The sequence below is a fragment of the Sphingomonas sp. TZW2008 genome (assembly GCF_002117915.1).
Classification (GTDB): domain Bacteria; phylum Pseudomonadota; class Alphaproteobacteria; order Sphingomonadales; family Sphingomonadaceae; genus Sphingomonas.
The window spans coordinates 585,370-599,765 of record NZ_BDJB01000003.1 but is presented as its reverse complement, the minus strand read 5'-3'; the positions used below and the strand labels follow the sequence as shown (position 1 = coordinate 599,765).

Annotated in this window: 13 protein-coding genes; 9 read left to right on the top strand and 4 right to left on the bottom strand. The window is 67.7% G+C overall.

The window, feature by feature from the left end; all coding sequences use genetic code 11:
* Positions 1-60: 60 nt before the first annotated feature.
* Both B7L05_RS04515 and B7L05_RS04510 read left to right on the top strand, forming a co-directional pair.
* The gene (locus tag B7L05_RS04515) at positions 61-261 is read left to right on the top strand and encodes a DUF2093 domain-containing protein (protein WP_085808991.1); all 201 of its coding nucleotides are present in this window, start codon (positions 61-63) and stop codon (positions 259-261) included.
* Complete coding sequence (locus B7L05_RS04510) at positions 258-1,109, top strand: M23 family metallopeptidase (protein WP_085808990.1); 852 nt, start codon at positions 258-260, stop codon at positions 1,107-1,109. Before B7L05_RS04515 ends, B7L05_RS04510 begins: the two co-directional genes overlap by 4 nt.
* Before the next feature lie 21 nt (positions 1,110-1,130).
* Here the strand turns inward: B7L05_RS04510 and B7L05_RS04505 are convergent, their stop codons facing one another.
* The gene (locus B7L05_RS04505; RefSeq protein ID WP_085808989.1) at positions 1,131-1,667 is read right to left on the bottom strand and encodes a hypothetical protein; all 537 of its coding nucleotides are present in this window, start codon (positions 1,665-1,667) and stop codon (positions 1,131-1,133) included.
* 236 nt (positions 1,668-1,903) lie between these two features.
* Here B7L05_RS04505 and B7L05_RS04500 point away from each other — a divergent pair, with 236 nt between their 5' ends.
* The gene (locus B7L05_RS04500) at positions 1,904-4,981 is read left to right on the top strand and encodes a TonB-dependent receptor domain-containing protein (RefSeq protein ID WP_085808988.1); all 3,078 of its coding nucleotides are present in this window, start codon (positions 1,904-1,906) and stop codon (positions 4,979-4,981) included.
* A 105-nt stretch (positions 4,982-5,086) separates the two neighbouring features.
* On the opposite strand, the gene B7L05_RS04495 is transcribed toward B7L05_RS04500, so the two are convergent.
* Positions 5,087-6,097 carry a hypothetical protein gene (locus tag B7L05_RS04495; RefSeq protein ID WP_085808987.1) on the bottom strand — a complete coding sequence of 337 codons (1,011 nt, stop codon included), beginning with the start codon at positions 6,095-6,097 and terminating at the stop codon, positions 5,087-5,089.
* Positions 6,098-6,163: 66 nt separating this feature from the next.
* On the opposite strand from B7L05_RS04495, the gene B7L05_RS04490 reads away from it, so the two are divergent.
* The 3 genes from B7L05_RS04490 to B7L05_RS04480 all read left to right on the top strand — a co-directional run bounded on the left by B7L05_RS04490 (position 6,164) and on the right by B7L05_RS04480 (position 7,940).
* Positions 6,164-7,318 carry an aspartyl/asparaginyl beta-hydroxylase domain-containing protein gene (locus B7L05_RS04490; protein ID WP_085808986.1) on the top strand — a complete coding sequence of 385 codons (1,155 nt, stop codon included), beginning with the start codon at positions 6,164-6,166 and terminating at the stop codon, positions 7,316-7,318.
* A 50-nt stretch (positions 7,319-7,368) separates the two neighbouring features.
* Positions 7,369-7,611: a hypothetical protein gene (locus B7L05_RS04485; protein ID WP_085808985.1), complete on the top strand. Its 243-nt coding sequence runs from the start codon at positions 7,369-7,371 to the stop codon at positions 7,609-7,611.
* A gap of 116 nt (positions 7,612-7,727) precedes the next feature.
* Positions 7,728-7,940, top strand: coding sequence for a hypothetical protein (locus B7L05_RS04480; protein WP_144037120.1), 213 nt, complete (start codon positions 7,728-7,730; stop codon positions 7,938-7,940).
* Positions 7,941-7,998: 58 nt separating this feature from the next.
* Here B7L05_RS04480 and clpB read toward each other — a convergent pair whose 3' ends face one another.
* On the bottom strand, positions 7,999-10,578 hold the full coding sequence (clpB, locus tag B7L05_RS04475) for an ATP-dependent chaperone ClpB (protein ID WP_085808983.1): 2,580 nt from the start codon (positions 10,576-10,578) through the stop codon (positions 7,999-8,001).
* A 156-nt stretch (positions 10,579-10,734) separates the two neighbouring features.
* On the opposite strand from clpB, the gene B7L05_RS04470 reads away from it, so the two are divergent.
* From B7L05_RS04470 to B7L05_RS04460, 3 genes are all read left to right on the top strand, one after another.
* Complete coding sequence (locus B7L05_RS04470; protein ID WP_085808982.1) at positions 10,735-11,769, top strand: alcohol dehydrogenase family protein; 1,035 nt, start codon at positions 10,735-10,737, stop codon at positions 11,767-11,769.
* 94 nt (positions 11,770-11,863) lie between these two features.
* On the top strand, positions 11,864-12,637 hold the full coding sequence (locus B7L05_RS04465) for a class II aldolase/adducin family protein (RefSeq protein WP_085808981.1): 774 nt from the start codon (positions 11,864-11,866) through the stop codon (positions 12,635-12,637).
* An 18-nt stretch (positions 12,638-12,655) separates the two neighbouring features.
* The gene (locus tag B7L05_RS04460; RefSeq protein ID WP_375601243.1) at positions 12,656-13,261 is read left to right on the top strand and encodes a septal ring lytic transglycosylase RlpA family protein; all 606 of its coding nucleotides are present in this window, start codon (positions 12,656-12,658) and stop codon (positions 13,259-13,261) included.
* A 2-nt stretch (positions 13,262-13,263) separates the two neighbouring features.
* On the opposite strand, the gene B7L05_RS04455 is transcribed toward B7L05_RS04460, so the two are convergent.
* Positions 13,264-14,265, bottom strand: coding sequence for a sensor histidine kinase (locus B7L05_RS04455; RefSeq protein ID WP_085808980.1), 1,002 nt, complete (start codon positions 14,263-14,265; stop codon positions 13,264-13,266).
* Between the last annotated feature and the right edge of the window lie 131 nt (positions 14,266-14,396).

Below are 14,396 nucleotides of genomic sequence, written 5' to 3'. Positions count from 1 at the left end.
GGATTGCGCGGGCGGACCAGAGGCCCGGCGCGGTATAGGATGAGTGAGAGGCGTTCAGGGATGTTGATGTCGAATTCGGATCGGCCCGCACGGCTGCACTATATGGCGAACGGGTTTCGCGTGCTAACCCCCGGCGATCACGTGACCTGCGCGATCAGCGGCGCGCGGATTGCGATCGAGGATCTGCGCTACTGGGACGTCGCCTCGCAGCGCGCGTTCGCCAGCGCGACGTTGGCGGCGGAGGCGATGGCGCCGCGATGAGGCGAGCGCTGGCCGTGGTCGCGATCGCATCGGCGAGCATGGCCGGCGCGGCCGTGAGGGTCGCGCAGCCGATGGTGGCGGCAGATGAGCGCATCGCCATCGCCGGCAGTGCCAGTCAGGGTGGGTTGCTGCTTGGCACCGCGCCGCGCGGCACGATCGCGCTGGCGCTCGACGGCAAGCCGGTGGCGGTCGCCCCCGACGGCCGCTTCGTCATCGCCTTTGACCGCGATGCGGCGAGCCGCGCCACGCTGTTCGCGACGCTTGCCGACCGGCGGGTCGTGACGCAGGAGATCGCCGTCGCGCCGCGCGCGTGGCGGATCGAGCGGCTCGACCGGGTGGCGAAGGTGCCGGTACCGTCGGCCGACTTCCTGGCGCGGCGACCGGGCGAGCTGGCGCAGATCAACGCCGCGCGCGCCGGTAGCGCGGACGTCGCAGGGTGGCGGGAGCGCTTCATCTGGCCTGCGACGGGGCGTATCTCCGGATTGTTCGGGGCGCAGCGCATCTATCGCGGCGAGCCGGGATCGTACCATTCGGGCGTCGACGTAGCGCGCCCCACCGGCACCCCTGTCGTCGCGCCGGCAGACGGTGTGGTCGTGCTCGCCGCCGCGGCGCCGTTCACCCTCGAAGGCAACCTTCTCGTGATCGATCACGGCATGGGGCTGAACAGCGCCTTCCTCCACCTGTCGCGGATCGACGTGCGCGTCGGCGCGCGTGTACGGCAGGGCGAACAGATCGGCGCGGTCGGCGCGACGGGCCGCGCGTCCGGCCCGCACCTGCACTGGGCGATGAAGTGGCGGGACGCGCGGATCGATCCGCTGCTGGTGGCGGGGCCGATGCCCGGCGGCTGAGGCCGGCGCCGGTGGCTATTGTCAGCGCACGCGCATGCCGCGCACCGCCTTGCCGCCGAAGGTGATGAAGTAGCTTCCGATCGCGCCCTTGCGGATGCGGATCTTGTCGCCCGGCTTGGGCGGGAACATCACCGCCTCGGTTGTCTGCCAGACGGCGTCCGATCCGTCCGCAAGCGTGATCTCGACCCGGCCGTTCGCCGCCGGGCGCGCGGCGGCGACGGTGGTGTTGATCTCCGCGAACTTCTCCTCCTCGGCGCGATCCTCGTCGTCGTTGCCGAACAGGTTGAGCTTGGGCAGCGTGAAGCCGAACAGCGAGCGGCGTGCCTTGCGCACGTCGCTGCGGTCGACGATCCGGATGTCCTTCGCCTTCACGCCCTGTTCGAGCGCGCTGGCGGCCTTGTCGAAACAGTCGAGCCGCTGCGCCGGATCGGTGATCGCACGACACTGCGCGAAGCCTTGCATCAGTCGGTCGCCCGCCGTTTCCGGATCGGCGGCGATCGCAGTGCCGGCCGTCAGGGCCGCCGCAGCCGCGGTGCCGATCCACATCAACCTTGCCATTTCCTGCCTCCCTTGGACCCTTAGGCGATAGAGTCTGTCGCGAAAACGGACAAGCCGGACACTAAACTGTGTCCTTCCTGTTACAGTCGCTTGGCAATGTTGCAGGCGCGTCGCGGCGACATTGCAGCGCCGTGAATTCCTGATTAGCCGTTGTCGTATGTGGTTGGCGTAAAGCCAGCCGACATAGGGCAAGCCGTGAAGCCGGGTTCAACCGGGGCATCAAAAGGGAAGCTTACATGCGCACAAACTACCGTTCGCGCCTTCTGACGACGACGCTGTTCGTCGGCGCCGTGATGGCGTCGGGTTCTGCGTTCGCGCAGAGCGTCGATTCGACCACGACCCCGGGCGCGGCGGCGCCGGGCATCGTCACCGCCGAAGGTGCGAGCAACAACGAGACGTCGACCGGCGACATCGTCGTCACCGGCACGCTGATCAAGAACCCGAACCTGGTGCAGGCCACCCCGGTGAAGGTCGTCGGCGCCGACGAAATCGATCTTCAGCAGGCCAACGTCGCTGAAGAGCTGCTGCGCGAAATCCCGGGCATCACCCCGTCGATCGGCTCGGCCGTCAACAACGGCAACGGCGGCGCCTCGTTCGTCAACCTGCGCAACCTCGGCTCGAACCGTAACGTCGTGCTGCTCGACGGCGTGCGCCTCGTCCCGGCCGAACTGAACGGCCGCTTCGACCTTAACAACGTGCCGCTCGCGCTCGTCGAGCGCGTCGACGTGCTGACCGGCGGTGCATCGACCACCTACGGCGCGGACGCCGTGTCGGGTGTCGTCAACTTCATCACGCGCCGCGACTTCTCGGGCATCGAGGCGAACGTTTCCGAGCAGATCAGCGAAGACGGCGACGGCAACGTGTTCCGCGCTGACATGACGATCGGTGCGAACTTCGACGACGGCCGCGGCAACGCGGTGTTCAGCATCGGCTATCAGGAAGCCGATCCGATCTATCAGGGCGGCCGCGACTATGGTCGCTTCGGCCTCAGCTCGACGACGGGCGGCGGCGGCGGCTCGGGCACTACGGTGCCTTCGCGCTTCTCGCTCCCGGGTGCGGGCACCGTGCAGGTCAATGCGGCCGGCACCGACTTCAACCGTGGCGCGACCGGCGCGGTCAGCAACGCGTTCACCGCGTTCAACTTCAACCCGTTCAACGTTTATCAGACGCCGTTCCAGCGCTTCAACATGTACGGCGCGGCGAACTATGAAGTGACCGACGACGTCGAGGTCTACACGCGCGGCATCTTCTCGAAGAACACCGTCGAGACGATCATCGCACCGTCGGGCGCGTTCGGCGTCGCCGTCAACATCCCGCTCAACAACCCGTTCCTGACCGCCGGTCTGCGCAACGAGTTCTGCACGCGCAACAACATCAGCGCCGCCGACTGCGCGATCGCCGCCAACCCCGCGCTGACGCCGGGCCAGGCCGGCTACCGCACCGTCACGTCGAATCTGTCGCGTCGTGCCGTCGAAGTCGGTCCGCGCGTGAGCGAGTACACGACGCAGTTCTTCGACTATCGCCTGGGGCTGAAGGGCAACATCATCGACTCGATCGATTGGGACGTGTTCGGTTCGTACGGCGAATCCGAGAACCTGCAGCAGATCCAGAACTACACGCTCAACTCGCGCGTTCGTGAGAGCTTCCTCGCCAACAACGTGAACTCGTGCTTCGCGGGCACTACGGCGGGCTGCGTTCCGATCAACTGGTTCGGCCCGCAGAACAACGCCACGTTCACGCCCGACGCGATCGACTTCCTGAACGAAATTTCGACCGTGCGCACCAAGACGACGCTGTCGCAGGCCCGTGCCACGATCAGTGGCGACTTCGGCGTGACCAGCCCGTTCGGCGCGAACCCGATCTCATTCGCGGTCGGCGGTGAATATCGTCGTTACACCGCCTCGCAGTCGTCGGACACGCTGGCGGCCAGCGGTGATCTGGGTGGCGCCGGCGGCGCGACCCCGAACATCGACGGTTCGTTCGACGTGTACGAAGCGATCGGCGAATTGATCGTGCCGCTCGTGCAGGACAAGCCGTTCTTCCAGGACCTGACGGTCGAGGGCGGCGTCCGCTACTCGAGCTACACGATCGGTGCACCGGGTGACCCCGGCTTCAACACCACGACGTGGAAGGCAGCAGGAAGCTGGACCCCCGTCGATGGCCTGAAGTTCCGCGGCAACTACGCCCGTGCGGTTCGTGCCCCTAACATTGCTGAGCTGTTCTCGCCGGTTAACACTGGCCTGACCAACCTCAGCGACGATCCGTGCGCGACGTTCAACGACCAGGGCGTCCGCATCAACCCGAACCCGACCGGCAACCTGCGCGCAATCTGTCTCGCACAGGGCGCAACGGCGGCAACCGTCGACTCGATCTCGCAGCCGACGGCTGGCCAGGCAGCGGCAACGGGCGGTGGCAACATCAACCTGCGTCCTGAAACGTCGAACAGCTGGACGGCCGGCGCGGTATTCACCCCGTCGTTCATCCCGCGCCTGTCGATCTCGGCCGATTACTACAACATCAAGATCAAGGGTGCGATCACCTCGCCGACCCCGGGCGATGCGATCACCGCATGCTTCGGTGCCAACCCGCGCAACCCGCCGGCAGCAGCGAACACGCCGGCGTGTCTCGCGATCCGTCGTGATCCGCTCGACGGCGATCTGAACGGCGATCCGAACTCGGTTCCCGGCCTGTTCCTGACGACCTCGAACCTCGGCCAGCTGGAGACCAGCGGCGTCGACGTCACGGTCAACTATGCCCACGACCTCGGCTTCACCAAGCTGAGCCTCGCGGCTTCGGGCAATTGGACCGAGAAGTCGAAGTTCGCAGCGGTGGCCGGTGGCTACAGCCGTGACTGCGTCGGCTACTATTCGTCGAACTGCGGCCAGCCGATCCCCGAGTGGCAGTGGTCCGTCCGCGGCACGCTGACGTTCGATGCGGTCGACGTCTCGCTGCTGTGGCGCCACATCGACGGCACGGTCTACGAAGGCCAGGCCGACGACTTCGCGGCGCGCGGCTTCGCTGCCAACGCACGTACGCTGTTCCGCGGCGCTCTGCCGGCCAGCGCCGGCGAACTGGCGGGTAAGAACGTCGACTTCAACCGCATCGGTTCGAAGGATTACTTCGACCTGACCGCGCGGGCGAACGTCGCCGAGAACTTCACCTTCACCTTCGGTGTGCAGAACCTGTTCGACATCGAGCCGCCGCTGGTCGGTGGTGAGGCTGGTTCGACCACCTTCAATAGCGGCAACACCTTCCCGTCGACCTATGACGCGATCGGGCGCCGCTACGTCGCGGGTGCGAAGGTCCGCTTCTGATCCGACGACCCTGACTTCAAAGAGGGGGCGGGCAGCGATGCCCGCCCCTTTTTTTATGCAGCTGGTGCTGGCGGCGGCGTGATGCCGCCGCGCGAGCGTGAAGGCTCAGCCCAACAGCGGCGCGGGCAGTGTGATCGCGATCCCGGCACTGGCGGCGAGCGCGAGTGCCCACGCTTCGACCTTGTCGATTTCGTCGCGGTGCGCGTCCTGCGTTGCGCGCTGCTCTTCGCGGCGATCGGCGGCGGTGAAGGGGGCGCCCGTCTTGCTGTGCCGGCCAAGCGCGTTGTTCGGCGTCGCCGCCATATTCGTGTGGCCGAAGAACCGCTCTGCTGCCGCGATCGCCCGTGAAGGATCGGTGAGCAATGTTGCGGAGTCGAGCGTGCGGACACGATCGGGAACGTGCGTTGCCAGCGCCGCGAACTGGCGGTGCTGTGCCAGCCATCCCACCGCTGCGACCTGGAGATCGCTCAGCCGAAAATAGTTCTCGGGGGCGAAGCCGAGATCGACGAGGCCGTCGCGCAGCAATCCTTCGAGCAGCTCGCGCACCCACAGCCGGCACCACAATCCCTTGCGCGCGACGGAGATCAGGAATTCCCGCAGCGGGGCGTGGAGCAGGATCGCGTTCGCGTCCGCGCGGAGCGCGAGCAGCGGCCTTTGCAAGCCGCACAGGATGTTCGACGGCTTGACGACGACGCCTTCGACAGGGGCCCAGCGCCGCGCGAGCAGCGACATCGCATCGTCTAGCAGGCGCGCGAGGTCGGCGCCCTGACGCTCACTGCGGCGCCGCAGCCCAACGACGTCGTTGAGCAGCACGGGTTCCGACAGGCCCATCGCAACGCCCGGCCGATCAAGCGCGCGCACCAGCATCGTCGATGCGCAGAAGGCCGAGTGGAAGATGAAATGCACCGGCGCCGGGTTCGCCCTGGCGGCGGCGACCGCAGCCGGGCGCGCTAGCAACGCTTGCGGCTGTTCGCCGATTAGTTCATCCGTCAGGAAAGGGCCGGATCGGTGCATCGTGCGGGGAACATGACGATACATAATGCGATCGCTCGCCGCATCGTAGCGATGCGCAAGCCATGCGGGATCGGCGGGATCGAAAGCGGGGGTCACGGTCATGCCGCGATCCTAGCCGGGGATCGCGCGTGCGCCATGCCCTATCCCATGCAGGCAGGGTAGCGGTCGGTGGCTCTTTCCTCGCAGGAGGCGAATGCGCGCGGGCTCGTGGCGCTGCGCGGCGGCGATGCGGCGGGCGCGCGGCGTTACTTCGAGCAGGCGGTGGACGCCGATCCGGGGGCGGGCAGCCTGTGGCGCAATCTCGCGCACGCGTGCCGGCTGCTCGACGATGCGGCCGCAGAGCGCGCGGCGCTCGACGGGGCGCTGGCGATCGATGCGCGCGACCTGTCCGCGCTGGTGCGCCTGGCGCAGTGGTTCGAGCGGGCGGGCGAGGAGCGCGAGGCGATGCTGCGCTGGTCCGGCGTCATTCAGCTCGGCGAGCAGGTGGCCGAGCCGTCGCCCGATTTTGTTCGGCTGCTTGATCACGCGCGGGCCTATTGCGCGGCGCAGCAGGAGCGGCTGGCAGTACCGGTGCAGCAGGCGCTCGGCGGCCGCGTCGCGGCGCTCGATCAGACGGGGCGGCGGCGGGCGGGGGCGTTCGTCGACCATGCGCTAGGGCAGCGGCGGATCTATCCCAACGTCTGCGCGGGCATCCACTATCCGTTCCTGCCGGCAGACGAGTTCTTCGACGACGTCCACTTCCCATGGTTCGCCGCGCTGGCGGCGCAAACCGATGCGATCCGCGGCGAGCTTGAGGCGCTGATCGCCGATCCGGGCGACGCGCTGATCCCGTACGTGCGGATGGAGAAGGGAGTTTCTGGCAGCCAGTGGGACGGGCTCAACGGCAACCTCGACTGGGGAGCGTGCTTCCTGTGGGAATATGGCCGCCCGAACCAGCCGGTGCTCGACCGCTGCCCGGTGACCGCGGCGGCGCTCGCGGCCCTGCCGCGATCGTACATTCCGGGGCGGGCGCCGAGCGCGTTCTTTTCGATGCTGAAGCCGCACACGCGCATCCCGCCGCACACCGGCGTCACCAACACGCGCGCGATCGTTCACCTGCCGCTGATCGTGCCGCCCGGCTGCGGCTTTCGCGTCGGCGGGGAAACGCGGGAGTGGGAGCCGGGACGGCCGTTCGCGTTCGATGACACGATCGAGCACGAGGCGTGGAACGACAGCGACGATCTGCGCGCGGTGCTGATCTTCGATGTGTGGAACCCGCACATGAGCCTGGAAGAGCAGGCTATTGTCGCCGACTATTGTGCCATGATAGACAAATTGACGTAGTCTTCAGCGGCGAAAACTTGATCCTCGCCGCCCGAGATTGGGGAAATGGCATGTCGATCACGTCCTTATTGCTAACCGCGCTACTGCAGGGCGCAACGCTGACGCCGGTGAGCGCGGCCGCCGCCGATCCGAACGACGAGGTGAAGTGCCGCCGCATCGAAGTGACCGGATCGATCGCGCGCAAGGAAAAGGTCTGCAAGACGATCGGCGAATGGCGCCGGCTGGCCGATAGCGGCAATGGCGTGGCGCGCGCGGTGGTGGAATATAGTACCGGGCGACCGAGCGGCCAGTAAGGCGGACGCGACACGCCGACCCGGGGGCGGGCGGCGTATCGGACGAGGCGACGAGAGAATGGTTCCCGCGCGTCTGCGAGGGGGCGGGGGGACTTTCAGTGTTGATCTATGCGTTGATGATCCAGGCTGCGGTCGGGAGCGTGCCGGCTGCGGCGGAAACAAAGCCCGACGATATTGTTCGGTGCCGCCGTATCGCAGTGACGGGCTCGATCGTGCGCAAGGAACGCGTGTGTCGCACGGTCGGTGAATGGCGCCGCATGGGCGAGTACGGCAACGGCATCGCGCGCGGTATTGTCGATCAGGGGCGGTCGCCGATCTTTCCGCGCTAGGCGTTCGCGATCTTAACACGAAGAGGGCGGGCCGGTCGATCGACCGGCCCGCTTCGTTTCAGGCAACCGACAGCGCGAGTTTGCCGTCGCCTTCGTCGACTGCGATCGTGCTGCCGTCCTTGACTTCGCCGCGCAGGATGAGATCGGCGAGCGGATCCTGCAGGTAGCGCTGCACCGCGCGTTTTAGCGGACGGGCGCCATAGACCGGATCGTAGCCGACGCGGCCGAGCCACGCACGCGCGGCATCGGTGAGGTCGAGCGTCACCTTGCGATCGGCGAGCAGCTTGCCGACGCGCGCCACCTGGATGTCGACGATCGGCCCCATGTGCGCCTGGCCCAAGCGGTGGAACAGGATGATCTCGTCCAGCCGGTTGAGGAATTCCGGGCGGAAGTGCGCGCGGACAATCTCCATCACCTGCGGCTCGACCGTCTCGACATCCTCGCCCTCGCCGAGATTGGCGAGATACTGGCTGCCGAGGTTCGACGTCAGGATGATCAGCGTGTTCGAGAAGTCGACTGTGCGGCCCTGGCCGTCGGTGAGGCGGCCGTCGTCGAGCACCTGGAGGAGGACGTTGAACACGTCGCCGTGCGCCTTTTCCACCTCGTCGAACAGCACGACCTGATAGGGCCGGCGCCGCACGGCCTCGGTCAGCACGCCGCCTTCCTCATAGCCGACATAGCCCGGAGGGGCGCCGATCAGCCGCGCGACCGCGTGCTTCTCCATGAACTCGCTCATGTCGATGCGCACCATCGCGTTGGGATCGTCGAACAGGAATTCGGCGAGCGCCTTGGTCAGCTCGGTCTTGCCGACGCCCGTCGGGCCAAGGAACAGGAACGAGCCGAGCGGGCGGTTCGGATCCTGTAGCCCGGCACGCGCGCGGCGGACGGCGGTGGAAACGGCGCGCACGGCATCGGCCTGGCCGATCACGCGCTTGCCGATCACTTCCTCCATCTTGAGGAGCTTGTCGCGCTCGCCCTCCATCATCCGCTCGACCGGGATGCCGGTCCAGCGAGCGACGACGCCGGCGATGTCTTCGGCGGTAACTTCCTCGCGCAGCATCGCGTTCGCCGCGGCACCTTCCGCCTCGGCGAGCTGCTTCTCAAGCGCGGGGATGCGGCCGTAGGAAAGCTCGCCCGCTTTGGCGAGATCGCCCTGGCGCTGCGCCTGTTCCAATTCCAGCCGCGCGGCGTCGAGCTGTTCCTTCAGCTTTGCCTCGCCCGCCAGCTTGTCCTTCTCGGACTGCCAGCGCTGGGTCAGCTCGGCGGACTGCTGCTCGAGATTGGCGAGTTCGCCCTCGATCTTGTCGAGCCGATCCTGCGAGGCCTCGTCGGTCTCACGGCGCAGCCCCTCGCGCTCGATCTTGAGGCGAAGGATGCGGCGGTCGAGCGTCTCGATCTCCTCGGGCTTAGACTCCACTTCCATGCGGATGCGGCTCGCGGCCTCGTCCATCAGGTCGATCGCCTTGTCGGGCAGGAAGCGATCGGTGATGTAGCGGTTCGACAGCGTCGCGGCGGAGACGAGCGCGCCGTCGGTGATGCGCACGCCGTGGTGAAGCTCATACTTCTCCTTGAGCCCGCGCAGGATCGAGATCGTATCCTCGACCGTGGGCTCGCCGACGAACACCGGCTGGAAGCGCCGCTGGAGCGCGGGATCCTTCTCGACATACTTGCGATATTCGTCGAGCGTGGTCGCGCCGACGCAGTGCAGCTCACCGCGAGCGAGCGCCGGCTTCAGCAGGTTGCCCGCGTCCATCGCGCCTTCGGATTTGCCGGCGCCGATCAGCTGGTGCATTTCGTCGATGAAGAGGATGATGTCGCCCTCGGCGGCCTTCACCTCGTCGATTACGCCTTTCAGCCGCTCCTCGAACTCGCCGCGATATTTCGCGCCCGCGATCAGCGCGCCCATGTCAAGCGCCATCAGCGTCTTGTTCTTGAGCGTATCGGGCACATCACCATTGGCGATGCGCAGCGCCAGGCCCTCAGCGATGGCGGTCTTGCCGACGCCGGGTTCGCCGATCAGCACGGGATTGTTCTTGGTGCGGCGGGCGAGAACCTGGATGGTCCGGCGGATTTCCTCGTCGCGGCCGATCACCGGATCGAGTTTGCCGGCACGTGCCGCCTCGGTCAGATCCCGCGCGAACTTCTTCAGCGCGTCATAGCGATCCTCGGCCGTTGCGGTGTCGGCGGTGCGGCCGCCACGCAAATCGTTGATTGCGGTGTTGAGCGCTTCGGCGCGCACGCCTGCGGCCTGCAGTGCCTTGCCCGCGGGGGTGTTGAGCGACAGCGCGAGCGCGACCAGCAAACGTTCGACGGTGACGTAGCTGTCGCCGGCCTTCTGCGCGATCTGCTCCGCTTGGTCGAGCACGCGGACGGCATCGTTGTTGAGACCGGGCGTCGACTGTGCGCCCGAGCCGCTGACGGCAGGGATGCGGGCGAGCGCGGCGTCGGTTTCCGTCACCGCGCGGCGGGCGTCGCCGCCGGCCGACTGGATAAGGCCCGCGGCCATGCCCTGCTCGTCCTCAAGCAGCGCCTTCAACAGATGCTCTGGCGCGATCTGCTGATGGCTCAGGCGGATCGCGACGGTTTGCGCCGACTGGAGGAAGCCCTTGGCGCGGTCGGTGAATTTCTCGAGGTTCATGGGTGTCCCTGTTTCCTTCGAGCATCAAATGGTGTTGCTCTTATGCAACACAAGGGGCGGCTAGATCAAAAGATGGCGATGCCGTGATCGGGCGTCCAGCCCTTGACGCACGCGGCATGTTCGGCTCCGCTAAGCCAAAGGACTTAGGAGCGGATCATGAAGGCACTGCGCTATTTCGGGGCGCGCGACATCCAGTACGGATCGACCGACGACGCCACGCTCACCGACGACCGCGACGTCCTCGTCCGCGTCAAGCATTGCGCGATTTGCGGCAGTGACCTGCACATTTATCACGGCCACGGCTTCTCGCAGGACACCGGCTTCTGCGTCGGGCACGAGGCGGTCGGTGAGGTGGTCGAGACGGGACGGGCGGTGCGTACGCTGCGTTCGGGCGACCGGGTGATGATCTCCGCCGCGGTCGGGTGCGGCGCGTGCCCGGGATGCCTCGCCGGGCGAGTGCACGAGTGCGAGAACAACGGGGCGGGCTGCTACGGTCTCTCGGCCGCATTGCAGGGCAGCCAGGCCGAGGCGGTGCGGGTGCCGGCGGGCGACGTCAACGCGCGGCGCATTCCCGACGGAATCAGCGACGAGCAAGCGCTGATGCTGACCGACGCGCTGCCGACGAGTTGGATGGCGGTGCGCAACGCGGACATCAAGCCGGGCGCCACCGTGGCGGTGATCGGGCTCGGGCCGATCGGGCTGATGGCGGTGGAAGGATGTTTCGCCATGGGCGCGGGGCGCGTCTACGCGATCGACCTGGTGGCAGAGCGGCGTGCGATCGCCGCGGAGCTGGGCGCGATCGGCGTCGATCCGTCGGCAGCGGTCGACACGATCCGCGAGGAAACGCGCGGGCGGCTGTGCAGCAGCGTCGTCGAGGCGGTGGGCGCCGATGCGACGATCGACCTCGCGCTGCGGCTGGTGGGGAAATGGGGCACCGTCTCGTGCCTCGGCGTCAACCAGACGCGGCGCTTTCCGTTCCCGATGGAGCGCGCGTTCGCGAGCGGGCTGACGTTCCGCACCGGCACCTGCTCGGTACCGCACTGGTGGCCCGAACTGGTGCCGCTGGTGCAGCAGGGGCGGCTGCGGCCGGAACGCTACATCTCGCACCGCCTGCCGCTGTCGCAGGGCGCGGAGGCGTATGCCGTGCTCGACCGGCGCGAGGCGCTGAAGGTGGTGATGACGCCGGACTGAGCGCGCTCGGTGCCGCCGGCCCGCGCCTCGCGTCGATTGCCCGTGCGGCGCCGAAGGGCTATGGCGGGCCAAGCGATAAGCAGGAGAGCGCATCATGGCCAAGCTGGCATCGGTCGACAACACCGCCCAATATGCCCCCGGCGAGTGGGAGGCGCGGGTCGATCTCGCCGCCGCCTATCGCCTCGTCGCGCTGTACGGCTGGGACGACCTGATCTTCACCCACCTGTCGGCGCGCGTGCCGGGGCCCGAGCATCACTTCCTGATCAATCCCTACGACATGATGTTCGAGGAGATCACCGCGTCGAGCCTCGTCAAGATCGATGTCGAGGGCAATCCGGTAGGGCACAGCGACCATCCGGTGAACCCGGCGGGCTTCACGATCCACTCGGCGATCCACATGGCGCGCGAGGATGCCGCCGCGGTGATGCACCTCCACACGCCGCACGGCCAGGCGGTGAGCGCGATGGAGTTCGGGCTGCTGCCGCACACGCAGACGGCGATGATCGCCAAGCACAATGTCGCCTATCACGACTATGAGGGCGTCGCGACCGACCTCGACGAGCGTGAGCGGCTGGTGGCGGACATCGGCGATAAGCACGCGATGATCCTGCGTAACCACGGCACGCTTGCGGTGGGCAGCAGCGTCGGCGATTGTTTCCTGCGGCTCTACTATCTCGAGCGGGCGTGCGAGGCGCAGGTGCTGATGCTGTCCGCCGGGCGCGAGAACCTCAACAACCCGCCGCAGGGGGTGGAGGAAAAGGTCGCCGGGCAGACGCCGGCCGAGGGCATGAGCAAGCTCGCCGCGAAGCTTGCTTGGCCCGCGCTGCTGCGTAAGCTCGACCGGATCGATCCGAGCTTCCGCAACTAGGCGAGCCGCGTGGCATCGGTGCGCCGCGGGGGGATCGCCGCCCAGTCAGCGATCCTGCTCGCCGCATCGGCCGCGGTGCTGGCGCTGGGGGCCTGCGGTACGCGCGACTATCGCCCGGTAAGCGACTGGCCGGTCAAGATCGGCAAGCCGTATAGCGTGCGCGGCGTGACCTACGTGCCGGCGGACGATGCGTCGTTCGACGTGCTCGGCTATGCGAGCTGGTATGGCAGCGAGAGCGGCAATCAGGTCGCGCTCGGCGAGCGGTTTCGCGCCAAGTGGCTGACCGCGGCGCACACCACGCTGCCGCTGCCGAGCTACGTCGAGGTGACGTCGCTGGAGAGCGGGCGGACGATCCTGGTGCGCGTCAACGATCGTGGGCCGTTCGCGCGCGGCCGGATCCTCGACCTGTCACGCGGCGCCGCCGATGCGCTGGGCATGCGCGCGCAGGGGACGGCGCCGGTGCGGGTGCGGCGCGTCGATCCGCCCGAGGCCGATCGCGCGCGGCTGCGACAGGGCAAGCCGGCGGCGCGCCGCCCCGATGCGAGCGAGACGGTGCTCGCCAACCTGCGTGCGCAATTGGCAGCGGGCATCGCGGCAGGGACTGTGGCACGGCCACCGCGCTAGCCTCAGCCGTGCGGTAGGTGGAGGCGGGCGGCGGTGGTTTCACCGCCGGTCAGTTCGTATCGACCGCCGGCCTGGCGCGCGAGCATCGTCGCGATCGACAGGCCGAGGCTGTCGGTATCGTCGAGAGAGAAATCCGCGGGCAGGCGACCGCCGTTGTCGGTGATGCCAATCGTCAGTTCCCGGTCCGCCTGCGTCACCTCGATCGCGATCTGCGGCGCGCGATGATCGGCCAGACCATGCTCGATCGCGTTGGCGATCGATTCGGCGACGATCAGCGCGACTGGCAGCAGCTGTTCGGTCGATAGGCGGACGTTCGCCGGGCAGGTGACGGTGCGCACGATGTCGATCCGCCCATTCGCCTGCACCACGTCGTCGAGCAGGGCGGTAAGAAAGGCGGCGAGCCCCTTGCCGGTTTCGTCGGCGTCATAGAGGCGGCGGCTGATCCGGCCGACCAGTGCGACGCGCTGCGAGGCTTCTGCCAGGGCGGCGGCGGCCTGCGGATCGGCAAGGCGCCGGCGCTGGAGCGCAAGGAGACCGGCGACGGCCTGCAGGTTGTTCGAGATGCGATGCTGCAATTCGTCGAACAAAAGCGCGCGCGTATCGGCGAGCGCGGCGCTCCGCTCGCGCTCGAGCGCGAGATGACCGTTGGCGCGCTGCATCCAATGGATGATGGCGATGTCGGTGGTGACGACGAAGGTGTAGAAGGTCATCGCGGTCAGCGAGCCGTGGCTGATGTCGAGTGTCTGGACCGGCGGGATGAAGAAATACCAGGCGGCGAGCCCGCTGAACACCGCGGCGACGATGCCGTAGCGCGCGCCGAACACCACCGATACCAGGATGACGGCGGGGAAGAAGCTGACGAAGGGGAAGCCCGACGGCAGCGCGCCGTCGAACAGATAGCGCAGCCACAGCGCCGCCCCCACCGCCGCGAGCGTCGCCGCCGTTGCGACCGATGGCCGGACAACGAGCGGAAGCCGCTCGATCAGAAGCAGGGGCGCCTTCATGTGCGGATCACTGGAGCGGATTTCGCCGCCGGACGCTAGAGGCGCGGCGTTGCTTCCATGTCACACTGACGCAAGGATGCGACTCAGTGTCTACGATGGCCGCCCGACTGCGGCGAGCGATGCCCGGTGCG